The sequence below is a fragment of the Undibacterium sp. CY21W genome, from assembly GCF_014284265.1.
GTDB lineage: Bacteria > Pseudomonadota > Gammaproteobacteria > Burkholderiales > Burkholderiaceae_D > Undibacterium > Undibacterium aquatile.
The window spans coordinates 395,750-416,328 of record NZ_JACOGE010000004.1; the positions used below are offsets into that span (position 1 = coordinate 395,750).

Below are 20,579 nucleotides of genomic sequence, written 5' to 3' on the forward strand. Positions count from 1 at the left end.
GATGGGCTCCGTATCACGAATAGGCGGTCGGTTCAGGCGCGCTGCCGTTCAGTGCATAGCGCCCCAGATCACGTAGTTTGTAATCAATCGGGTCGTGCAGCGTATGTACCCGGACATTGCGCCAGAAACGGTCGTAGCCATAGCGGCTGGATGTTGAGCTGGCGCCGGTCAGTTCAAACATTTGTGAGCTCACCTCAATACCTGCGCGGTGCGCAAGGCATTTTGCCTCCGCAACCGAGATCGCAAGCGCACCTCGCTCTGCGGCAGTGACCAGCGCCCCTTTTCTGAAAGTGCGCTCCAGTTCTTGTGCCGCCAGATCGGCAAGTGCCGTCGCCGGGCGCAGCAATAACCAGAGTTCACCATAACGATGCTGAATGTAAGGGTCTTCTGTGGCGGCGCTGACTCCTGAGGAAAACCAGGCTCTGGCCTTATCCCGCGTGTAGTTGCGGGCGGCATCAAACGCACCGGACGCGATGCCCAGATACAGGTTTGCCATCATCAGTTGGGCAATTTGCGAGCGCAGTGTGGCTTGCGCCGTTGGTACTTGTCCCGGCGCCTGCAACACCAGATCGTCAGGAAGGAAGACATGATCGAAATGCACGTTGCCGCTATCTGTCTGGCGCTGGCCGAAGGCATCCCAGTCTGCCTGTATGCGTATGCCGGGTTGGGTGCTTGGTATGGCCGCAATCAGCGCGCTTTGCGTTGCTTCATCCCAAGCTGAAATGGTCAGCCAGTCCGAACCCACTGAGCCAGACGAAAAACTTTTAATACCGTTGAGCAGATAGCCATCTTGAGTACGCGTCGCAATCGTGCGTTTATCTAAAGGATTCAGCGCATTACCCCAGAATAATTTCTGTGCGACGGTGGCGCTGTAAAGCCGACGGCGTTGCTGCGCGTTGCCATACAACTCTATGCCTGCAATTTGCAAGTGGTGAAATGCAAACACATGCGCGAGTGCGCTATCAGCTTTGGCGAGCAATCGTACGATCTGCAATATCGTTGCCCAGCTCGCGCCCTGACCGCCAAATTCCTCAGGAATGGATAAGGTCAACAAGCCGGATTCACGTATCCATGCGCGTTCTGTTGCCGCATGACCACCAGCCTGATCACGTTCGACTGCGCTTTGCGCCAGACGATCAGCCAGGTTGGTGGCGATGGCAATCACCTCGTTTTCAGGAGATGGAAAATCGATGGCGTCACTTAATGTTTGTAGTCGTCGGGACATGCGAATACCTGATGGATGAGCAATATGTTGGGTCAGTATTGCATCTGGCTTTATTGCGGTACACGAAGATATTTCGCCTTGCTTATGCGGAATTTTCCTATGTTGAAAATCAGATGCTGATAGTTGAAATCTGTTGTTTTTTTAATTTTCAACTATAGAAATATGAAATGCTTCCTTGTCAGGTGTTCTGGCGCTTTTTATGATCATCACAGCTTTTTTCAAACCATCTCAAACGACAGGAAACCATCAATGAAACTGGAAACTATTGCTGTTCACGGCGGTTATTCGCCAGACCCGACGACACGTGCAGTTGCGGTGCCGATTTATCAGACCGTTGCCTATGCTTTCGATAACACCCAGCATGGCGCAGATTTATTTGATCTGAAGGTGCAGGGGAATATTTATTCACGGATCATGAATCCGACCAATGATGTGCTGGAAAAACGCGTTGCGGCACTTGAAGGCGGCATCGCTGGACTGGCATTGGCATCCGGGCAAGCCGCTATCACGTATGCAATACAGACGATTGCTGAGGCTGGCGACAACATCGTTTCGGCATCGACGTTATATGGCGGTACCTATAATCTTTTTGCGCATACCTTGCCACAATTCGGCATAGAAACCCGCTTCGCGGATTATCGTGACCCGGAGTCGTTTTCCAAGCTGATTGATGATAAAACCAAAGCAGTGTTTGTTGAATCGATTGGTAATCCGCTGGGTAATATCACCGATATCGAAGCGATTGCTGCCGTTGCGCACAGACATGGTGTGCCGCTGATTGTCGATAACACGGTGCCATCGCCGTATCTGTTGCGCCCGATTGAGTTTGGTGCCGATATCGTGGTGCATTCGCTGACCAAATATCTGGGCGGGCATGGCACGACGATAGGTGGCATCATCGTTGATTCCGGCAAGTTTCCTTGGGCAGAACACAAGCAACGTTTTAAACGTCTGAATGAGCCTGATGTCTCATATCACGGTGTCGTTTATACCGAAGCTTTAGGCCCTGCCGCCTACATAGGCCGTGCGCGCGTGGTGCCATTGCGTAATACGGGCGCTGCCTTGTCGCCGTTCAATGCCTTCCTGATTTTGCAGGGCATAGAAACGCTGGCGTTAAGACTGGATCGTATTACCGACAATACACGCAAGATTGCCGAATATCTGCAACAGCACGCGAAAGTGAAGTGGGTGAATTATGCTGGTTTGCCAGATCATAAAGATCATGCGCTGGCGCAGAAATATCTGGGTGGTAAGCCATCAGGAATACTGACTTTTGGTCTGCAAGGTGGACGTGAAGCTGGCGGGCGCTTTCAGGATGCCTTGCAACTCTTTACTCGTTTAGTAAATATCGGCGACGCTAAATCTCTCGCATGCCATCCTGCGACGACGACGCACCGGCAATTAAATCCGGAAGAACTCGCCAAAGCAGGCGTGACCGAAGACACCGTGCGCTTGTCGATCGGTATTGAACATATCGACGATCTGATCGCTGATCTCGAACAGGCATTAGCCGCTTCATAACATAATATGTCGCCCTGATCGCAGGCTTTGCGTCAGGGCGCATCTCACTGATTGTCATCCGCAGTAAGGAATAGCAATTTTTTGCTCATTCTGTCAATGACCCAAGTCAATGCCCCGGCCTGATGGCGTCCTATAATTCGTTTGCCCTGAATTCCGCACGGATGTGCTATTTTCAGCCGACTGTTCTGCGCCGATATGCTGTCATAGTAGTAATATAAACATATGCTGTCTGAGTGAATCAGGTATTGCATGCGTCGCATATGCCGCATGTTTCACATGTGGCGTATTTGTTCATACGCAGCCTCTTACTTGCCAGAAGCAAATTATTTTCCTGAACATGTTGTCTGAGCTGCAGTCTCATCCGGCGCCCAGCCTACCGTCACAGAGCGGTGCTTAACGAAAACTTAAAAATCATGTCAAACCAACAGAGACCATTGCAAGAGCGCGCATTGACAGACCTCCGGACCCTCGCTGAACTTTTCACATGGCGCGTAGCGAAAACGCCGTCCGCAGAAGCTTATCGGCAGTTTAATGAACAAAATGGTCAATGGATCAGTTACACATGGGAAGAAACCCATCAGCGTGTGATGGGCTGCGTGCGGGCGCTGTCGTTGTTGAATCTGGAGCGTGGTGCGCGTATCGCGATTTTGTTGCCGAATGGTTTGCAGGCGGTGTGCATCGATCAGGCGGCGTTGCAGATGGCGTGCGTGCCGGTTCCTATGCATGCGCTTGATAATCCTGAAAGTATTGCTTACATCATCGGTGACAGTGATGCTTCCGTTCTGATCGCAACAACTGATCAACAATGGAAAGACATAGGCAATGCCGGGATTGCGCTGCCTGCTTTACGTCAGGTCGTGGTGCTGGAAAAAAATCTGACAGCGGCTGATTATCCCGCCGGTGTTCCTGTCGTTTCAAGCGAAGAATGGCTGTCTGCGGCGGCGAGTGTGAATGCTGCCGGGGGGCTGGCCGAGGCTGCGGCGGATGATCTTGCCGCCTTGGTTTACACCTCAGGTACCACAGGTAAGCCCAAGGGCGTGATGCTGACGCACAATAATGTCATGTCGAATGTGAAAGCCGTGGTTGCACGTGTGGCGCCGGTAATTAGCGATGTATTTCTGTCGTTCCTGCCTTTGTCGCATACCTTTGAGCGTACCGCTGGTTATTACCTGCCAGTGGCGGCCGGTGCCTGTGTTGCGTTCTCGCATTCGGTCAAGCAGTTGCCAGAAGAGTTGGTCACGATTAAGCCGACGATTTTGATTTCTGTGCCGAGGATTTACGAGCGTGTGTACAGCGTGATTCAGACCAGGCTGGCTCAGTCAAAAGTACAGTCGTTTTTGTTTAATGCTGCGATCGCAGTGGGCTGGCGACGCTTTACACGCGCGCAGCATTTATCATCAGATGGTGCGTTACAACGTCTTGGCGATGCTATCGTCTGGCGTGTGCTGGAGCCTGTAGTTGCCAGCAAATTAAAAAATCAGTTTGGTGGTCGCCTGCGCGTTGCAGTGAGTGGCGGAGCTGCACTTTCCACGTCGATCTCGCGTTGCTTCCTCGGCCTCGGAATTCCTATTGTGCAGGGATACGGCATGACAGAAACCGCGCCGGTTGTGGCATTCAACGCACCGGACGACAATAATCCTTCCACCGTCGGGCGAATTCTTGAAGGTGTTGAGGTAAGGGTAGGTGAAAACGCTGAGCTGCAGGTGCGCGGTCCGAATGTGATGCGCGGTTACTGGAAGCGTGAAGAAGATACCGCCAAAGCATTTATTGATGGCTGGCTGCGTACCGGTGATCAGGCGGAAGTCGTCGATGGTCGCGTGCGCATACTCGGCCGCGTCAAAGAGATTATCGTGACATCGACTGGTGAAAAAATTGCGCCTGTCGATCTGGAAATCGCAATTTCCACCGATCCGGCATTTGAGCAGGTGTACGCTTTTGGTGAGAATGCGCCTTTCATCGGTTGCGTCGTTGTACTGAGTCAGTCTTACTGGGCGCAGTTAGCGCAAACGTTAGGGTTAGATGCCACGGATCTGAACAATTTAAAATCCCCCGCTGCAACTGACGTGGTGTTGAAGCGTGTGCGTGAACTGACCAGCAGCTTTCCGTTTTACGCCCAGCCTAAAGGCGTGATTTTATCGACCGAGCCGTGGACGATAGAAAGTACCTTGATCACACCAACGCTGAAGTTGAAACGTCTGAATTTGCAAAAGCACTTTGCAGAAGACATGGCACGTATTTACGCTCCACGAAAAAAATAAACCTGCCATCGTCGGACACCAGTCTCTGCAATGTTTATCCAGATAATGCAGGGACTGGTGTCCGTTATTCCTGCGCGTTCTGGTGCATGCTTGAGCATTCCGCGATTTTGTTTTCCCCGCCTTTGTATCGTTCCCGATCAACGGTACAGGGGAGGTTTTTCTATTTTCGGTTTGATGGCGACCTTACGTAAGGTCGCGCATCCAGCGATCTGCATATTTCGTGCAGAAAATTCTGATGGCGTACCGATTCATCTGCATACGGCAGCGTGACGCGTTACCGTCTTAGGGTTACACTGGCAAGCTTGTTTCAAATCGCCTCACGTTATGCCAGGTATTTTCACTTTCTCACAATGTCAGCGCACTTACGATGAATGATCTCAAGGTCAAATCTTATCTGCCATGGGTCGTCGCGATTGCTCTATTCATGGAACAGCTCGACGCGACTATTCTGAATACCGCGATTCCTTCTATGGCGGCGAGCTTGCAGGTGACGCCTTTAAGTTTGAAGGCCGCAGTAACCAGTTATATTCTGAGTCTGGCCGTTGGTATTCCTGTCAGTGGTTGGATTGCAGATCGCTTTGGGACACGCCGGGTATTTGGTTTTGCCGTCGCAATTTTTACCGTCGCTTCGGTTCTGAGTGGTCTGGCAGTCAGTGTTCCTATGCTCGTCGCAACCCGCATTTTGCAGGGCATCGGAGCCGCCATGATGATGCCCGTCGGCCGGCTGGCGATTATCCGTACTTTCCCAAAAACAGAATTACTGACTGCGATGAATTTTGTGATCATCCCTGCACTGATAGGCCCGTTATTGGGGCCGACCGTTGGTGGACTGATTGTGCACTGGTTGTCGTGGCGTGTGATTTTCTTTATCAATGTGCCGGTTGGCATCATTGCGCTGTGGCTGGCGTATCGCCACATGCCGGATTATTACGGGAATGAGGAGCGCCCGCTGGACGTGGTTGGATTGGTCTTATTCGGCACCGGAACTGCTTTGCTGTCATGGCTGCTGGAAATCTTTGGTGAGCACCGCCTTGATATTACGTCGGAGTCAGTTCTGTTTTTGATCTCGCTGATATTACTGGCAGCTTATGGATGGCATTCGCAACATACGCCATATCCGTTGTTACGCTTAAATCTGTTTCAGATACGCACGTTCCGAGTGTCTATTGTCGGTGGTTTTGTTACGCGCTTAGGTATAGGTGGGCTGCCGTTTTTACTGCCTTTGTTGTATCAGTTGGGGCTGGGCTTACCTGCATGGCAGTCCGGATTACTGATGATGCCAGCGGCCGCAGCCGCGATGGGTATGAAACTGATCGCCCGGCATTTGCTGCGTCAATTTGGTTATCGCAAAATTCTGATTACAAATACGTTCATGATAGGCGTGACGATCTGCTTGTTTGCCCGTGTTTCCTCTTCCGCACCGTTGATATTGATTGTGGCGCTGAGTCTGGCGCAGGGATTTTTTAACTCACTGCAGTTTTCCAGTATCAACTCGATGACGTATGCCGATATTGAGCCCGTCGATTCCAGCATGGCCAGCACAATAGGCAGTTCTTTGCAGCAGATGGCCTTGAGTTTCGGGCTGGCTTGCGGCTCACTGGTCGCAGCATGGTATCTCGGCGCGCTTCCGCAGAGCGATCAACTGGCGGTAACCAGTGCGTTACACCACGCCTTCCTCACATTAGGTGTGGTCACGATGTTGTCGTCGATATTTTTCTGGACCTTAAAAAATGAGGACGGTGAAAACGTCACGAAGGGCGTCGTTGCAGATAAGGAGTCGTAGCAGCTTTGCCGCATCAGAGATGGCGCTGTCGGCGTACTCCCAGTAATGCTGCGCGGGTGACTGGCGCTTGCAGTTGATCCAGCCACCATTGCAGCGCACGTCCTTGCATGGCTTTACTGCTTTGACGCCACGCGTAACTTGACTGTACCTGCTGCTGTGCCCGTTCCACTTTTCTGACGACCAGTTTTCCGCTGTCTATACATGGGTTAGCAAGGCAGGTCGGTAAAAATCCTGCTCCCAGCCCTCGCACCTGCGCCTCCAGTTTGGCGGACATATCGGCAACGGTGAACACATCTTGCCCTGTCAGCAAACCTATCGACATGCTGGTTCCTTGTTTGACTGAGTCGGCAATAGCAACCGCACGATACTGGCGTATCACCTTGTCAGACAAGGGTTCTGTCGCGGTTGCCAACGGGTGATGCGGCGCGACGGCGAAGGCAAAATCGACAGTGCCCAGGTGTTCGCGTTGTAAGCCGGTTTTCGTATTGCTGTCCATCACGACACCGATAGCCAGATCGGCTTGTCCTGATGTCAGCGCCTCCAAGGTGCCGGATAAGGTTTCCGCCCTTAGTTTAAGCCGCGTTGGTGGATTCATCTGAAAGAACTGTTCACACAATTCCATGATCGTTGTGCGATCAATGATGCTGTCAACGGCGATGGTGAATTGTGGCTCCCAGCCGGTAGCAACGCGTTTCACACGATTGGCGATGGCGTCGATTTCTTCCAGCAGACTGTTTCCCTCGCGTAGTAATTCCATCCCTGCAGCCGTTAATTGTGCCTGACGGGAACTGCGATCAAACAGCAATACATCGAGCGCTTCTTCGATCTGACGCACGCGATAGGTCAGGGCACTTGGCACCATATTGCTGGCGCGCGCCGCCGCGGCAAAGCTGCCGGTATCAGCGATGACTTGCAACATCGCCAGTACCGCTGGCGTCAGGACATCACGGGGAGTATTCATAGTGTATTTATTCGTTCATTTATTCAGAATCATGACATCAAATTTCACCAGTGGAAACAGTGTGTTTGTCAGACATGAGGGGGAGGTGGGATCAGGTTGCTCATTGCTTATTGCTTGATGGGCGATATTGATGAGAGACGGTCGTCAGGCATTTTCAAAAAATGCCAACGCGAAAACATCGCCGCAGTTTGATCGCAGAGATTCGCTATTTGTTCGCGCCAGAACAAAACTGAAATGGTAGACTGCGGAGTCAGCTTTATCAGGAACATTCAAGTCGGTCACAATGGAAAATATCACCTCTCTTTTTTCTCAGCACGGGTTGCTGGCACTGTTTTTTGGTGTACTGGTCGAGCAACTCGGTGCTCCTATTCCCGCCCTGCCTTTTCTGTTGTTAGCCGGTGTCGCGGCGGCAGATAACGGTGTGTTTGCGGTTCAGGCGCTGGCAGTGGCGACGCTGGCATCAATGATTGCCGATTCCGTCTGGTTCTATGCCGGGCGCAGGTTTGGTCATCGCGTATTGGCATTGCTGTGCCGGATTTCAATTTCTCCCGATACTTGTGTGCGCCAGAGTGAGCTGAGTTTTGCCCGCCGTGGTATCGCAACTCTGGTCGTCGCCAAGTTTGTTCCGGGACTGTCGATTCTCACACCGCCGCTGGCAGGGGCAATGGGCATGCGGGTGTCATCATTTGTGATATTTAATATTGCCGGCACGCTGCTGTGGGCAGGCAGTGGTATTGCAGGAGGCTTACTGTTTCACAATCAGGTCGGGCAACTGCTGGCTTACCTGAGTCAGCTTGGCGATACCGCCATGTTGCTGGTTGCTTGTGGAGTTGCTTTATACATTGCCATACGTATCTGGCGGCGCTGGCGCGTGAAACGCTCGGTGGCCAGTTTGCCGCGTGTAGCACCTGCTCAGCTGGCTGATCTGCTTGAGCGTGGTGAAGAACTCGTGATTGTTGACGTCCGTGTTTCTTTGGCCCCGGGCGCGCTGGGGACACATATTCAAGGTGCCAGACACATAGAATTAAGCGGCATAGAAACTGCCCCTGTCGACACATGGCCGGCAAGCGCAAAAATTATTACATATTGCTCGTGTCCGAATGATGCGTCCGCACTCAAAGCTGCGTATTTACTGAGTCGGCGTGGAATTGCCGCCAGTGTTTTACATGGCGGTATCGACGCCTGGATCGATGCGGGGTATCCGGTAGAGACAATCGGCCACGCGTAATGTCTGATATCTCAGACTATCGGCATATGTGATTCAGATGCGGCAGGATAATTTTTCTACCTGCCATTTAATTTAAAAGGAGTTTGATGATGACGATTTCGGTTGATTGGCAAGCCGCTAGTGGCAGCACTGCATGCAATGTCGAATTTGAAGGTTTGCAATGGATTTCTGACATCGATAAAAAATCTGGCGGATCAGGGCAACATCCTTCGCCGCATGAGCTGCTTGATTCCGCACTCGGGGCATGTACCGCGCTGACGCTGGAGTTGTATGCGAAGCGCAAAGGATATGCTCTTGCAGGCATACATGTGGAAATTGACCGGGAAGAATCGGGTGGTATTTATCGCCTGATCCGGCGCATACAATTGCTTGGCGAGCTGGATCAGACAACGCGTGAAGATTTACTGCGTATTGCGAATAAGTGCCCAATACATAAAGCGCTGAGCGGACAGTTTCAGATCGATAGTGAGCTGATCTGAAGCGATTCCTGATATCGCGTAGCAAAGAAAAAAGGCGTCTGGACGACGCCTTTTTTTATATTTGCCGAGATTAACGGTGCCGAGAATTTTTCGCCATACGAGCATCAATACTCCATGCACCAGCGCCCCACGCGACCAGTGTCAGCAAGCCACCGGCAACCGCAATATTTTTAAAGAACAGCAATTGCGTGACATATTGCTGATCAGCCGGAACCGCCCAGTAAGCATGAAAAACAAATGATGCGACCAGCGTGAACAGCGCAAGTACCAAGGCAGCAATGCGTGTGCCAGCACCGGCAATCAGTGCTGCGCCACCGCCGATTTCAACGATGAGCGCGGCTGCCGCAGCCAGTGCAGGCATAGGCAACCCTGCCGAACTGATATAAGCGATAGTGCCTGCAAAACCCGTGAGCTTACCGATCCCCGCAGGTAAAAACAGCGAGGCCAGCAATAAGCGACCAGCGAGTGCCAAAGGATTTTTTAATGCATCAAACATAGTGACTCCGATTCTTTAGTGAAACAGCTTGTTCAGGCAGTCAGATCAAACACTAATACTTCAGCGTCTTTGCCATTGGTGAGGGTAATCTTGCTTTCATTCTCAATTTTGAAAGCATCACCACCACTGATGCGCTGACCATTGACTTCCAGTTCTCCGCGTATCAGATGCACATACGCTTTACGTGCAGGATTTAAGATCAGTTCCGCTTTTTCATCGCCATCAAACAAGCCGGAATACAGCGCAGCGTCCGCATTCATCGCAACAGAATCCCGCGCACCATCAGGGGATGCAACTAAACACAAAGTGCCACGTTTTTTCGCTGCCGGAATCGTTTTTTGCTCGTAGCCCGGCGCGATTCCTTTTTGCTTTGGCGTAATCCATATCTGCAGAAAATGGGTGGTTTCACCTTCTGCGTGATTGAATTCACTATGTCTGACGCCGGTACCCGCACTCATTCTTTGCACATCGCCTGGCGGAATGCCTTTGATGTTACCCATACTGTCCTGATGCGCGAGTTGCCCGGATAACACATAGCTGATGATTTCCATGTCGCGATGGCCATGAGTGCCAAATCCAGTGCCGGGAGCGATAACGTCTTCATTGATCACCAGCAGATTGCCCCAGCCTGAATGATCAGGATCGTAATAATCTGCGAAAGAAAATGAGTGATTACTTTTAAGCCATCCATGATCCGCACGACCACGACTTTGAGATTTTCTGAGTGTAAGCATGATAGGTTTCTCCTTGTTGATGGCAGTGATTATTTCATTTCCCTGCGACCTGATGCCGCGTGCCGTTTGACGACATCATTTAAAAAATTTGAATGCCCAATCACTTTGAATTGCATATTGATGACACTCATAGAGTCATAGCAACAATGTTATTTCCGCATATGGGAAGTTTTGATCTTGCTCTGGATTGAACAAGATCATTGCTGCATCCGGCAGGGCATATCCGTGACGAATTCCGGAATATGAAAAAAGAAAACAGAATACGTATTACATTTTTATCGCTACGTTGTTCCGTCTGTGCGAATTGGCGAAAGATGCGTGTTTCGGCTCACAGCAGCACAGGCTGATCCGGTAACTCATTGCGGGTGTTATGTTCTGTTGCGTAGTGCCGTATCAGATGCTGTGTCACAGCCTGTATTCCGGCGATCACACCGGCCTCATATTCTGCTCGTTGAAAGTAGCTTTCCATATCACGGCAGATTTTTCCCCATTCGGCGTTACCAGTTTTCGTGTGGATTCCACGGTCTGCGATGATTTCGACACGTTTGTCGGCCAGCAGCAGATAGATCAGAACACCGTTGTTGTGTTCTGTGTCCCATATACGTAATTCGGAAAACAGATTAATCGCACGTTCTCGGGAGGATTGATACCTGAATAGCGGCGCGCCATCGAGTGAGGCTTCGACAGCAAAACGTATTTCACCCAGATGCCGGGTCTCGCTGAGCTTAATTGTCTGCTCAATCGCTTGCAGAGATTTTTCAGGGAAATAGCGCCGCAGTTGCCAGCGGCTCATCGATAAATGTTTGATTATGCGTCTCAGATTCATGATTACCACCGTCCGGATGCGCCGCCACCGCCAAAGCTGCCTCCGCCTCCGCTGAAACCGCCACCTCCAAAGCCGCCGCCACCAAAACCACCATGATCGTTATGGTTTCCACCGCCATGATAAGTACCGACCCCACGTCCACCGATGCTTCCGCTGAACAGAGTGAATATCAGCGCAATGATGCCGGCGATCAAAGCGACCGTGATCGCACCAGCGAGTATCCAGGTTAAGCCTGCAACAACAGCGCCGGTTATCATTGCGCCGGGAAGCCGGCCAAATATCGCACGCAATATTCCGCCGGCGGCCATCGCGAAAATAAACAGAACAGGCAGATATTGTCCAATACCATCGTCATTTGTCGCCTTTCTCTGTCTGACTGCGGGCAGCGGTTCACCATTCACGACCTGGATCATCTGATTGATTCCGGCGGAGATACCGCCAAAGTAGTTATCCTGCTTGAATTGCGGAATGATCGTTTCGCTGATGATGCGTTTGCTGGTCGCGTCATTGAGCGCACCTTCGAGACCATATCCGACTTCTATGCGCAAAGTGCGATCATTCTTGGCAATCACCAGAATGGCGCCATCATCAATTTTCTTGCGACCTAATTTCCATTGTTCAGCGACACGCAGCGAATATTGCTCTATCGTTTCCGGTGCCGTGCTGGCGATAATCAATACTGCAATCTGGCTTCCTTTTTTTTCTTCGAAAGATTGCAAGGTCTGTTCCAGACTGCTTTGTTGTTCTGTGTTGAGCGTTCCCGTCTGATCGGTGACATGCTGACTCAGCGCAGGAACGGCAAGTTCTGCCGAGGCGAAAAATGAGCAGCATAAAGAACCGGCAAGAATCAGCATTCTTGCCGTTTTCAGAATAGTCATTTCTGATTTCCGTTATTCCCTTGCGGCGCACCGAAATCAACTTTCGGCGGCACTGCAAGTGCTTTTTCGTTTTCAACAGTGAAATTAGGTTTTACCTGATATCCAAAAACCATCGCGGTCAGATTGGAAGGGAAAGAACGAACGGTGACGTTATATTCCTGCACGGATTTAATGTAGCGATTTCTGGCGACAGCAATACGATTTTCAGTGCCTTCCAGTTGCGCCTGCAAATCGCGGAAACCGGCGTCAGATTTCAACTGCGGATAATTTTCAGTAACAACCAGTAACTTTGACAGTGCACCTGATAATTCGCCTTGTGCACTCTGAAATTTAGCAAAGGCTTCGGGATTATTGATCAGTTCAGGCGTTGCTTGTAAGCTGCCAACTTTCGCGCGGGCATTGGTGACACCGAGCAGCACATCTTTCTCTTGTTCCGCAAAACCTTTGACTGTGCTCACCAGATTCGGCACCAGATCTGCTCGTCGCTGATACTGGTTTAACACTTCTGACCAGTCTGACTTAATTTGCTCGTCTTCAGTCTGTATCGTATTGTAGCCACAGCCAGATAAACAAAGGATCAGGATGATGGATACGGCCTGCCATAATTTACGCATAGAAGTACTCCATAAATGTTGAATCATCATTCGTTAAGAATAGCGTAAGCGCCTGTTACCTGCATCAAAAAAGATATCGTAACGGAAAGATAGTTTAGTAATTGCACTTCCGTGAGTGCATTACTCCCCAAGCCGCGGACCAACTACCGCGCCTCCCTGCAACTAACTCACTTTAACGAAACTTAGCTAAGTTTAATTGGAATATCTTGCTGCGCAAGGCTGATTTCAGCCTGCTTCTTGCTTATCTGAGTACTAAATAAGCTGCCATTTTTAAGTGACATCGTTCGACGAAAGTATTTTCGATCGCCTCATTTTCTCAAAAAACAAATACCGAATTGTGACAAGACCAGTGCCGTAGGCAGCTTTTAAAAACCTGTTTTTGTACTACCCTGAGTGATAGAAATGACCCTTGGGAATACCTTCAAAATTGGCATTTGCCAGCACATGTAAAGTTACATCCTGTTAACACTTTGAAACAGGAAATAATATTGAAAGTTAATACAATTGCTGACCTCAATTATTGAAAGAGGCATGACGTTGTCAAAAGAAAAAATTTCCAGTATCAAGAAGCGCCTTGCGTGCCGCATCCCGATTGTCAGTCAGGTTGTGGAGCGGTTATATAACCCGGATAGCTCGGTACTTCATTGCCTGGCAATGCCTAACACCGCGTTGGCCAATACGGTGTTAGGTAGCGAAAAAGTGGTGTTTCAGGATGCGCACACTGTTATCTCTACAAATAATTACTTCATCCGATACCTTTGCATCGCTACAGACGATTTACATCCGACAGGAAAAAAAATTTCGCAATTTCAGGGGAATAAAGAATTTGCTGTTGGTGTTCTGGTACTCAAACTTAATCACCAAAACCGTCATGTGATCGACAACATCTACATTGACGTTGCATATCGTCGTCAGGGCATCGCTTCCAGATTGCTCGAACGAGCCTTTTCTGATTTTCCTGATCTGTGCCTGGATGGTCGCTTTACTACCGAAGGCATTTCATTCTTTGGCGCAAAGCATAGAAAGAAATAGGCGTATAACCGGCGTCCTGATTTGCAGGCGGCAACTATCGGAGATCAGAGTTTTCATTAAACGCAGGCAGATTTCAGGTTGAGAATGCAGGACTTGGAATTCGTCGGTATCTAAGTTTTATCGACGATCATGCTGCTTTATGGGCGTGTGCACATCCTACGGTACAAAATGCGATGGACTTGGCATTGTGTACCGGCCAGCGCCCGGCTGATGTGCTGAAATTTAATGTGACAGATATCGCAGATGGAAGTCTAAGCCTGACCCAAAATAAAACGGGTAAAAAATTGCGCATCGCAATTGAGGGTGAACTTGCGGAAGTAATCGACCGGATTTTGGCGAAGCCACGAGACAAGGTGAATAAGTCGTTATTGCAAGACCTGGACGGACAGCGATTGAGTTATTTTGCGTTGCGTTCTCGCTTTGATAAAGCCAGAGAGATTGCGGGGGGGGGATTTTCAATTCAGAGATTTAAGAGCGAAAGCTGCCACTGATATTGAAGATTTGGCACATGCCCAGAGGCTGCTCGGACATAAAAATCGTAGTACTACAAAAATATATACACGAGACCGTAAAGGGGAATTGGTAAAACCACTTAAAAGATAATTACTGTGAACTTCAAACGGTGTTTTAAATAACGAAACACTAGTCAAATTGCATCAGGAAGTTCGCCAATGTTACTACCAATATTTGGGTGAATTTAAAAACGACGAATCTAGTTATTTCTCGGGAAATACAGTAAACGCGTTTGCGATATAACCAAAGCAATGGGATTCATCGATATGAACATTTTGGCTCGCAAACCAGTTCTCCATAAATTCACGTTTATATTTTGGGCATCGAGGATCAATAGAGATTGATTCGATAAAATCATTTGTGCAATTAGCAAACTCATAGTTTGGTAAGTCCGTGAGCCGTACTAATCCCCAAAATTTCATATGCTCTTTCAAAAGTGAGTGATATTCATGTGCCGGATCTATCCATTGTTGTTGTTCTAGAACCGACGCTGTACAAACCTCTTCGCCGAACTTAAGAACAACTCTGACTTCATGTTCATGTTCAAAACTCGTATCTTTCAAATTACAAGTTGCGTTTGAATTGATTGCTTTAAATTTTCGCTCAGCTTGCCGTGCGTAAAAGCGACTTGGATTACTAATAATCGTAGGAATTTTTTGGTTTCGGCGCGTATATTGGTCAAATAGTCGGTCATGTGCTTTTGCTCGTCGAGTAACTTTATAAAGTAAGTCGTGTAATGGCTCATAGTCCACACTTGATATACGAGCCCCGACGCATACAACGATACGTTTTCCTATATCCACTTCCAATAGGCGCATTAACGATTTCTTACTTAATACATTTAGTAAAGTTTTACGCAGTTTTCCTACACTCGTTTTCAACCGAACTGACGTGTGATCTGGAGAGTAAAGCGACCACATAGCGACCGACTCTGGATTTGTCGTCCAACAGCTAATAAAATGACTCTTTTGAGTGTAGAAATGTGCTTGTTTTGCTGATTCAATATCAGACCATCCCATACCCCCGCATCTAAAGCGAGTGCCATACTGAATTTGGCGTAACAGCCTATCGATCCCTTCATTTTGATCTTGGAAAGTATCTGCCCGGGAGAATCTTAGCTTTTGGGTTGAAATAACATCGGTCGCAGCAAAAAAATCAACTATCCTGTAAAGAGGTTGGTTGTCATTCAGATTCGAATCTATGTCTATTAGGATTTCCATGCCGTTCATTGATTGAACTCGGATTTGAAATTTTTAACATTGGAATAGTGATTCAAACAGAAGATTTGAAATCATTTTGCATTGACTGCTTGGTTTGATTCGCCCTACAAATATTAAAGGCAATGTGGGGGAGTGAGTGTTTTGTCCTTGGGCGAGGCTTTTAATAAAATCGGCAAAACTCAATGCCAGCGCGGAAATCAGGCGAAAAGTGCCCAGAAAAAGCCAGATGCAAAAAATGATGAAAATTAGTGATAAACGGTATGTTTTTGCGCGTTTATTGTCGCCAGAATGGTTGCAAATTGCGCTTTTCCGACGTGATTTGGAGTAAACGGGATCATTTGCCGCGTCGGACTGATGATGAACCACCGCCCCGATATGAACGATGGTGGTTGTCGAATGCGATTTTGTTTTACTTGTAGCCTTTAACAGCAAGCCCTTCAAGGTACGGACATCATCGTGATCACCTTCAAACTGCATGCGCCCTCTGCATCTTTAGAGGAACACAATGTTATCCTATTAACACATAGACAGTTTGAGTTTTACTAACAAATAGTTACAAATACAATACCTCACTTCGTTACTAAGCGAAGCAAATCAGTAATTTCCCCCGCGCCGACTTTCTTCTCAAGAAATTTATACAAAAACGTGACTATCTCGGCCTTTCTGGCTGCGTCTTCTATGGTCAGGTTGTTTTCCAACAAATATTCATCCAAAGCACGTATTGCAGACGCCAGCCGCTCTGTATTGATCTGCTCCCCGCCCATAATTGATCCAGCTACTTTACTCACCGCGTGGACTGCGAATGGAGCCTGGAATGATGACCCGGTCTTATCTGGCTGATAGCCAGGTAAATAAGCTAGTGGAATCTTAAATACCTTACGGACTCCCCCTAAGCCAATCTTGGTTTCGCAATACCACTCCTCTCTCTCAGCTTTGGCTAGGAGTGCAGGCTTAGTTTTTGGTAAGCCAGGTATGTTCATTTTCAATATTTCACTGGCTGACAATAGTTTTTCCACTTAACGGTTCCATTCAGAAAACTGTTAACAAAACAAAACACTTAAAGGTAAAACTGTTAAGTTGATATTTTGCTTAATAATCAATTACTTACGATTTCGCTATATAGGGAAATGAAAAACTTTTATAAGAATTAAGTGTTAACCGTTGACTTTACACTTAACGCTTATTAAGATGTGCTCACTGACTACCCATAAAAGGAAAAGCCATGAGCACACCACAAGCCCCAAAAAAATCCACACTACCAACAGACTGGCATCGTGCGGATATCGTTGCCGCCCTGCATAAAAAGGGCTGGTCATTACGCGCCTTATCGTTACAGAGCAACTTAGGTGCAAGCACCGTTAAAGAAGCACTGAACCGCCCTTATCCCAAAGCAGAACGCATCATCGCTGCTGCGATTGGCGTAGCTCCAGAGGAAATCTGGCCTGAGCGTTACGCAAAACGGAATTTTACGCCAGTTTTAACGCTTTCCTCCCCTAACTCATCCCAACCGTTGCAGTGCGCTGCCTGAACTGAATCTTAGTTTGCAGTTGTTTTTAACGCTAGTGATGAATTTCGTGGAGTAAAAAAATGTCGTTGCGAAAAAGAAAATGGAAGTCAATCAAGGCCACAAGTATCAGTCATGCGATTGAACTGTGCCTGCGCAACAGAAAACCACCGTCGTCCAGCCAAAGTGCTGGCAGATTTAATGGGGGATTGATGTCAAGTTGTTGTATCGCTGGATGTCAGACAGCTCCATGCCGTTAAACCGTATCCGCCAATTTGAGACGTTTTGCGGTACATCTTATATCAGTGAGTATCTTTGCACTGCCCACGGAAACAAGATTGTCATAGACATCCCGTCTGGAAAAAAAGCCAATGTCACTGACCTGGCTGAAGTACAAGCCAATTTTGCAGAAGCAATCGCCTTACTGGCTCGGTTTTATCAGAATGGTGACGATGTTGAAAAGACAGTTTCTGTTTTAACCAGAACGCTCTCTGAACTAGGTTATCAACGTAACAACGTCATCAAGGTATCTCAACCTGAGCTTGCTTTGTTTGGGAGCGACAGATGAGTACCGTTATCGTCAAGTCTCAGTACACCGCTGCTGAACTTACGGCAATGCTTTTACCAGGATTGCCGACTTCAAAGGTCAGCATCATTGCACTCGCAGATCGCCAAAACTGGAACTACACAGAAGTATCAGGCCGTGGTGGTCTACGTCGTGAATACACACCACCGGCTGAAGTCATGGAATTGATTCGCCATGCCGCGACGAAACAGTTTGCAGCGACAATTACCCCGCAAAATATGCCTGTGGTTGCACCGCAATCCAGTTTTGCACACACCGAAGCACAGAATTTAACGGCAGACGCACGTAAAGGTGTACTTGATGCGTTAAACGCTGTTATGCAGCGCACTGGCTATCCGTTAAAACGGGCGGCAAAATATTTGATCGATATCGCTCGTAATGGCGATGCCAGCCCACAGCTGGTCGCTATGTTGAAACTCGCCAGGGATGGCCGTGGCCGCTCCAGCGACGATGGTTTGCCATCAGACCGTAGCCTGACCCGCTTTGTTGAGTACCAAAAGACTGCATCACTCGTATCTATTCCAGCGGCACAAAACAATGAACCGGTGTTGGTAGCAACGAAAACACCAGTCAAAACAGATGCAATCGCTGTGAATCGTGTAGCGTTAAAAGCGCAAGATAATCCACAAGCGCCGCTACAACAACGCGCTGAACAAGAAAACGATGATGCCTGGTCGCAAGTTATCGACCACGTGCAGCAACTGGTTGCTGAGGCACCAGACCTGCCGACGCTGCAAAATCAACTATTGGCTGCGTATAGTGGTTTGCCGTTGGAAGATCTGCAGTCAGTGATGGCGCAAGGCTTCGCCTTGGCGCAGCTGGCAGGCATGTTTGACGTTAAAACTGGTCAGTAGCCATGCCAGTCTACGAAGAGCTGCCGCCGTGGAATAAGACGTTTGCAGAGCAATTGGCTTTTTTTAAACGCAAACTGAATTTGCCGACAGAAGCATGGAATGACATCATGCGCCAGGCGCACGATAAGGCATTTATGGTTGCCGGTGCTCAAAGCGCTGATCTGCTGGTTGATCTGCGAGGCGCAATCACTAAGGCGATTGAATCCGGTACAGGTATAGAAGCATTCAGAAAAGACTTTAAGCAGATCGTCGCCAAACATGGTTGGACGGGTTGGACTGGTGAAGAATCGGCAGCACGTACCGCATGGCGTACCAAAGTGATCTACCAAACCAATATGTCCACCAGTTACGCCGCTGGCCGCTGGCAGCAGTTGAATGATCCTGAACTGTTAAAAGCCATGCCGTACTGGCAGTACAAGCATAGCGACAGCGTCGTTTATCCCCGACCGCTGCATCAGAGCTGGGACGGTTTAACGCTGCCACCAGATCATTCATTCTGGAAAGAACACTAGCGCCAACACCTATGAACAGTTTGTACGTGTGACTGATGTCACTTCCCGTATTCGCACGTTCACAGATTCTGAAGGTATATATAAAAAAGCTGAAATACTGATGACAATCAGCGATGCACTGACAAACGATTACATTGGCTTTGAAGCATCACGCAGAGGGCCAGACAAAACGGCATATTTAACGGCAACAAAGATCTATTCTACGATTGTCGCTGATGCTGCCAGATACTATGGAACCGCGTTATTAACCAGTGCAGTGAGCGTTGGTGACTATGTCATTAATGCATCAACTATTTTCACACAGTTAGTACCTAGCGCAAAAATCGAAGTGCCGATTATTGATTCACGCATGAATCAACGTAAAACGACATTGGCACAGTCCGGATCTGATATCACAGAAACCCGTACTACTGTTTTTTCATCAGACAATCAGCTTTATATCGGTGGGAAAATCCTACCAGGTTCATTGCGGGTCACACAGGGTGGTCCGGTCACATTAAAAGATGCAGGCGGGACGTTAAAAAACGGCACTGTGTCGGTGGGTACCTTCTTCTACTGCGATCCACCTTACTGGGAGACTGAGGGCTACGGTGTCAACTTTGGCTTTGAACAGTATGAGCAAATGGCTGAATTCATGCGGACATGCAAGGGCAAGGTGATGGTCAGCATCAACGACCACCCAGCTATCAGGGAAGCATTTAACGGTTTAACGATGATGGAGCTGGATATTAAATACAGTGTATCTAACGCCCACGGTACACCTCAAACAAGCCAAGAACTGGTGATTATTAACTGGGAACCAAGTATTATGGATAGCCTGTTTTAGAGAATCTATACAGAGTTTAACTCCGAAAATAAAGGTAGAACCTATGAATACAATAGCATCAGTATTGCGATTTTATGCAGAGAAAGACGCTAGCGGTTATTTTTAGGAAATCATAGTAACGACGAAATCTGGAAAGGAAATGCGAGGATCGTTGGTGCATTGGAATATACAGAATAACCCAAACGTAATAGTACTTGTGTCAGAAAGGAATATTAATTTTGTGGAAATTTCAAGTATTGAGGTGGTTTCCTGCGCTATCGATAGCAACAAAACTCTCAGGAAACTTAAAGTTTCTACTTAACTCAGATTAAACAGAGTTATTAGAAAAGCCGTGATAAGCGGCTTTTCTTTTTTCAGTGACAATTAATCTGCAAAATCTGCATAGTTTGTAGAGCCAAATGTTTTGCGAATGGGTGACAAATTCGCTGCGACGTTACAATATCTGATAATTGTAGAACTTGCGACATAATTGTAGAACTTATGCACAATGTAAAAAGGGCTCACATCTCTGTAAGCCCTTCTTTTTATT

The 20,579-nt window shown here is 48.3% G+C and carries 22 protein-coding genes; 12 read left to right on the forward strand and 10 right to left on the reverse strand.

What is annotated here, in order from left to right; translation table 11 throughout:
* Window positions 1-13: 13 nt before the first annotated feature.
* Window positions 14-1,225: an acyl-CoA dehydrogenase family protein gene (locus tag H8K29_RS12175; protein WP_186897795.1), complete on the reverse strand. Its 1,212-nt coding sequence runs from the start codon at window positions 1,223-1,225 to the stop codon at window positions 14-16.
* 249 nt (window positions 1,226-1,474) lie between these two features.
* On the opposite strand from H8K29_RS12175, the gene H8K29_RS12180 reads away from it, so the two are divergent.
* The 3 genes from H8K29_RS12180 (at window position 1,475) to H8K29_RS12190 (ending at window position 6,787) form a co-directional block, all read left to right on the forward strand.
* Complete coding sequence (locus H8K29_RS12180; RefSeq protein ID WP_186897796.1) at window positions 1,475-2,746, forward strand: O-acetylhomoserine aminocarboxypropyltransferase/cysteine synthase family protein; 1,272 nt, start codon at window positions 1,475-1,477, stop codon at window positions 2,744-2,746.
* 413 nt (window positions 2,747-3,159) lie between these two features.
* A complete protein-coding gene (locus tag H8K29_RS12185; RefSeq protein ID WP_186897797.1) occupies window positions 3,160-5,004 on the forward strand; it encodes a long-chain fatty acid--CoA ligase in 1,845 nt (614 codons plus the stop codon).
* Window positions 5,005-5,371: 367 nt separating this feature from the next.
* A complete protein-coding gene (locus H8K29_RS12190) occupies window positions 5,372-6,787 on the forward strand; it encodes an MFS transporter (RefSeq protein WP_186897798.1) in 1,416 nt (471 codons plus the stop codon).
* A 13-nt stretch (window positions 6,788-6,800) separates the two neighbouring features.
* Here the strand turns inward: H8K29_RS12190 and H8K29_RS12195 are convergent, their stop codons facing one another.
* Window positions 6,801-7,748: a LysR family transcriptional regulator gene (locus H8K29_RS12195; protein WP_186897799.1), complete on the reverse strand. Its 948-nt coding sequence runs from the start codon at window positions 7,746-7,748 to the stop codon at window positions 6,801-6,803.
* Window positions 7,749-8,031: 283 nt separating this feature from the next.
* On the opposite strand from H8K29_RS12195, the gene H8K29_RS12200 reads away from it, so the two are divergent.
* Together H8K29_RS12200 and H8K29_RS12205 are read left to right on the forward strand one after the other, a co-directional pair.
* On the forward strand, window positions 8,032-8,976 hold the full coding sequence (locus H8K29_RS12200; RefSeq protein ID WP_222611472.1) for a VTT domain-containing protein: 945 nt from the start codon (window positions 8,032-8,034) through the stop codon (window positions 8,974-8,976).
* An 86-nt stretch (window positions 8,977-9,062) separates the two neighbouring features.
* The gene (locus H8K29_RS12205) at window positions 9,063-9,455 is read left to right on the forward strand and encodes an OsmC family protein (protein ID WP_255423352.1); all 393 of its coding nucleotides are present in this window, start codon (window positions 9,063-9,065) and stop codon (window positions 9,453-9,455) included.
* A gap of 70 nt (window positions 9,456-9,525) precedes the next feature.
* Here the strand turns inward: H8K29_RS12205 and H8K29_RS12210 are convergent, their stop codons facing one another.
* The 5 genes from H8K29_RS12210 to H8K29_RS12230 all read right to left on the reverse strand — a co-directional run bounded on the left by H8K29_RS12210 (window position 9,526) and on the right by H8K29_RS12230 (window position 13,003).
* Window positions 9,526-9,951: a DoxX family protein gene (locus H8K29_RS12210; protein WP_186897800.1), complete on the reverse strand. Its 426-nt coding sequence runs from the start codon at window positions 9,949-9,951 to the stop codon at window positions 9,526-9,528.
* A gap of 32 nt (window positions 9,952-9,983) precedes the next feature.
* Complete coding sequence (locus tag H8K29_RS12215) at window positions 9,984-10,685, reverse strand: pirin family protein (RefSeq protein WP_186897801.1); 702 nt, start codon at window positions 10,683-10,685, stop codon at window positions 9,984-9,986.
* Between the two features lie 328 nt (window positions 10,686-11,013).
* Window positions 11,014-11,511, reverse strand: coding sequence for a TPM domain-containing protein (locus H8K29_RS12220; protein WP_186897802.1), 498 nt, complete (start codon window positions 11,509-11,511; stop codon window positions 11,014-11,016).
* Window positions 11,512-11,513: 2 nt separating this feature from the next.
* Window positions 11,514-12,389 (reverse strand): YgcG family protein, encoded by an 876-nt coding sequence (locus tag H8K29_RS12225; RefSeq protein ID WP_186897803.1) that lies wholly within the window; start codon window positions 12,387-12,389, stop codon window positions 11,514-11,516.
* Entirely contained in the window at window positions 12,386-13,003 is a 618-nt protein-coding gene (locus H8K29_RS12230; RefSeq protein ID WP_186897804.1) for a LemA family protein, read from the reverse strand. The genes H8K29_RS12225 and H8K29_RS12230 overlap by 4 nt, the downstream gene beginning before the upstream one ends.
* 531 nt (window positions 13,004-13,534) lie before the next feature.
* Between H8K29_RS12230 and H8K29_RS12235 the strand changes: the two genes are divergently transcribed.
* Both H8K29_RS12235 and H8K29_RS12240 read left to right on the forward strand, forming a co-directional pair.
* Window positions 13,535-14,035, forward strand: coding sequence for a GNAT family N-acetyltransferase (locus H8K29_RS12235; protein ID WP_186897805.1), 501 nt, complete (start codon window positions 13,535-13,537; stop codon window positions 14,033-14,035).
* A 173-nt stretch (window positions 14,036-14,208) separates the two neighbouring features.
* A complete protein-coding gene (locus H8K29_RS12240) occupies window positions 14,209-14,526 on the forward strand; it encodes an integrase (protein ID WP_255423353.1) in 318 nt (105 codons plus the stop codon).
* Between the two features lie 225 nt (window positions 14,527-14,751).
* Here H8K29_RS12240 and H8K29_RS12245 read toward each other — a convergent pair whose 3' ends face one another.
* The 3 genes from H8K29_RS12245 to H8K29_RS12255 all read right to left on the reverse strand — a co-directional run bounded on the left by H8K29_RS12245 (window position 14,752) and on the right by H8K29_RS12255 (window position 16,784).
* The gene (locus H8K29_RS12245) at window positions 14,752-15,777 is read right to left on the reverse strand and encodes a DUF2971 domain-containing protein (protein WP_186884569.1); all 1,026 of its coding nucleotides are present in this window, start codon (window positions 15,775-15,777) and stop codon (window positions 14,752-14,754) included.
* 24 nt (window positions 15,778-15,801) lie between these two features.
* Entirely contained in the window at window positions 15,802-16,245 is a 444-nt protein-coding gene (locus H8K29_RS12250) for a hypothetical protein (RefSeq protein ID WP_186884570.1), read from the reverse strand.
* A 92-nt stretch (window positions 16,246-16,337) separates the two neighbouring features.
* The gene (locus H8K29_RS12255) at window positions 16,338-16,784 is read right to left on the reverse strand and encodes a hypothetical protein (RefSeq protein WP_186884571.1); all 447 of its coding nucleotides are present in this window, start codon (window positions 16,782-16,784) and stop codon (window positions 16,338-16,340) included.
* Window positions 16,785-16,990: 206 nt separating this feature from the next.
* Here H8K29_RS12255 and H8K29_RS12260 point away from each other — a divergent pair, with 206 nt between their 5' ends.
* From H8K29_RS12260 to H8K29_RS17985, 5 genes are all read left to right on the forward strand, one after another.
* Entirely contained in the window at window positions 16,991-17,296 is a 306-nt protein-coding gene (locus tag H8K29_RS12260) for a helix-turn-helix domain-containing protein (protein ID WP_186884572.1), read from the forward strand.
* A 226-nt stretch (window positions 17,297-17,522) separates the two neighbouring features.
* Window positions 17,523-17,840, forward strand: a complete 318-nt coding sequence (locus H8K29_RS12265; protein WP_222611473.1) for a hypothetical protein — start codon at window positions 17,523-17,525, stop codon at window positions 17,838-17,840.
* Complete coding sequence (locus H8K29_RS12270; protein WP_186897806.1) at window positions 17,837-18,712, forward strand: DNA-binding protein; 876 nt, start codon at window positions 17,837-17,839, stop codon at window positions 18,710-18,712. The genes H8K29_RS12265 and H8K29_RS12270 overlap by 4 nt, the downstream gene beginning before the upstream one ends.
* Window positions 18,713-18,714: 2 nt before the next feature.
* Window positions 18,715-19,224 carry a phage minor head protein gene (locus H8K29_RS12275; RefSeq protein WP_186897807.1) on the forward strand — a complete coding sequence of 170 codons (510 nt, stop codon included), beginning with the start codon at window positions 18,715-18,717 and terminating at the stop codon, window positions 19,222-19,224.
* Between the two features lie 100 nt (window positions 19,225-19,324).
* Window positions 19,325-20,050: a DNA adenine methylase gene (locus H8K29_RS17985; protein ID WP_186884575.1), complete on the forward strand. Its 726-nt coding sequence runs from the start codon at window positions 19,325-19,327 to the stop codon at window positions 20,048-20,050.
* Window positions 20,051-20,579: the final 529 nt, after the last annotated feature.

Coding starts and splice junctions, on each gene's coding strand:
- H8K29_RS12230 (WP_186897804.1), bottom strand. CDS start 13,003: ATGCGTAAATTATGGCAGGCCGTATCCATCATCCTGATCCTTTGTTTA.
- H8K29_RS12240 (WP_255423353.1), top strand. CDS start 14,209: ATGGACTTGGCATTGTGTACCGGCCAGCGCCCGGCTGATGTGCTGAAA.
- H8K29_RS12275 (WP_186897807.1), top strand. CDS start 18,715: ATGCCAGTCTACGAAGAGCTGCCGCCGTGGAATAAGACGTTTGCAGAG.
- H8K29_RS12265 (WP_222611473.1), top strand. CDS start 17,523: ATGCCGTTAAACCGTATCCGCCAATTTGAGACGTTTTGCGGTACATCT.
- H8K29_RS12185 (WP_186897797.1), top strand. CDS start 3,160: ATGTCAAACCAACAGAGACCATTGCAAGAGCGCGCATTGACAGACCTC.
- H8K29_RS12225 (WP_186897803.1), bottom strand. CDS start 12,389: ATGACTATTCTGAAAACGGCAAGAATGCTGATTCTTGCCGGTTCTTTA.
- H8K29_RS12195 (WP_186897799.1), bottom strand. CDS start 7,748: ATGAATACTCCCCGTGATGTCCTGACGCCAGCGGTACTGGCGATGTTG.
- H8K29_RS12215 (WP_186897801.1), bottom strand. CDS start 10,685: ATGCTTACACTCAGAAAATCTCAAAGTCGTGGTCGTGCGGATCATGGA.
- H8K29_RS12175 (WP_186897795.1), bottom strand. CDS start 1,225: ATGTCCCGACGACTACAAACATTAAGTGACGCCATCGATTTTCCATCT.
- H8K29_RS12210 (WP_186897800.1), bottom strand. CDS start 9,951: ATGTTTGATGCATTAAAAAATCCTTTGGCACTCGCTGGTCGCTTATTG.
- H8K29_RS12205 (WP_255423352.1), top strand. CDS start 9,063: ATGATGACGATTTCGGTTGATTGGCAAGCCGCTAGTGGCAGCACTGCA.
- H8K29_RS17985 (WP_186884575.1), top strand. CDS start 19,325: ATGACAATCAGCGATGCACTGACAAACGATTACATTGGCTTTGAAGCA.
- H8K29_RS12180 (WP_186897796.1), top strand. CDS start 1,475: ATGAAACTGGAAACTATTGCTGTTCACGGCGGTTATTCGCCAGACCCG.
- H8K29_RS12260 (WP_186884572.1), top strand. CDS start 16,991: ATGAGCACACCACAAGCCCCAAAAAAATCCACACTACCAACAGACTGG.
- H8K29_RS12235 (WP_186897805.1), top strand. CDS start 13,535: ATGACGTTGTCAAAAGAAAAAATTTCCAGTATCAAGAAGCGCCTTGCG.
- H8K29_RS12190 (WP_186897798.1), top strand. CDS start 5,372: ATGAATGATCTCAAGGTCAAATCTTATCTGCCATGGGTCGTCGCGATT.
- H8K29_RS12245 (WP_186884569.1), bottom strand. CDS start 15,777: ATGAACGGCATGGAAATCCTAATAGACATAGATTCGAATCTGAATGAC.
- H8K29_RS12270 (WP_186897806.1), top strand. CDS start 17,837: ATGAGTACCGTTATCGTCAAGTCTCAGTACACCGCTGCTGAACTTACG.
- H8K29_RS12250 (WP_186884570.1), bottom strand. CDS start 16,245: ATGCAGTTTGAAGGTGATCACGATGATGTCCGTACCTTGAAGGGCTTG.
- H8K29_RS12200 (WP_222611472.1), top strand. CDS start 8,032: ATGGAAAATATCACCTCTCTTTTTTCTCAGCACGGGTTGCTGGCACTG.
- H8K29_RS12220 (WP_186897802.1), bottom strand. CDS start 11,511: ATGAATCTGAGACGCATAATCAAACATTTATCGATGAGCCGCTGGCAA.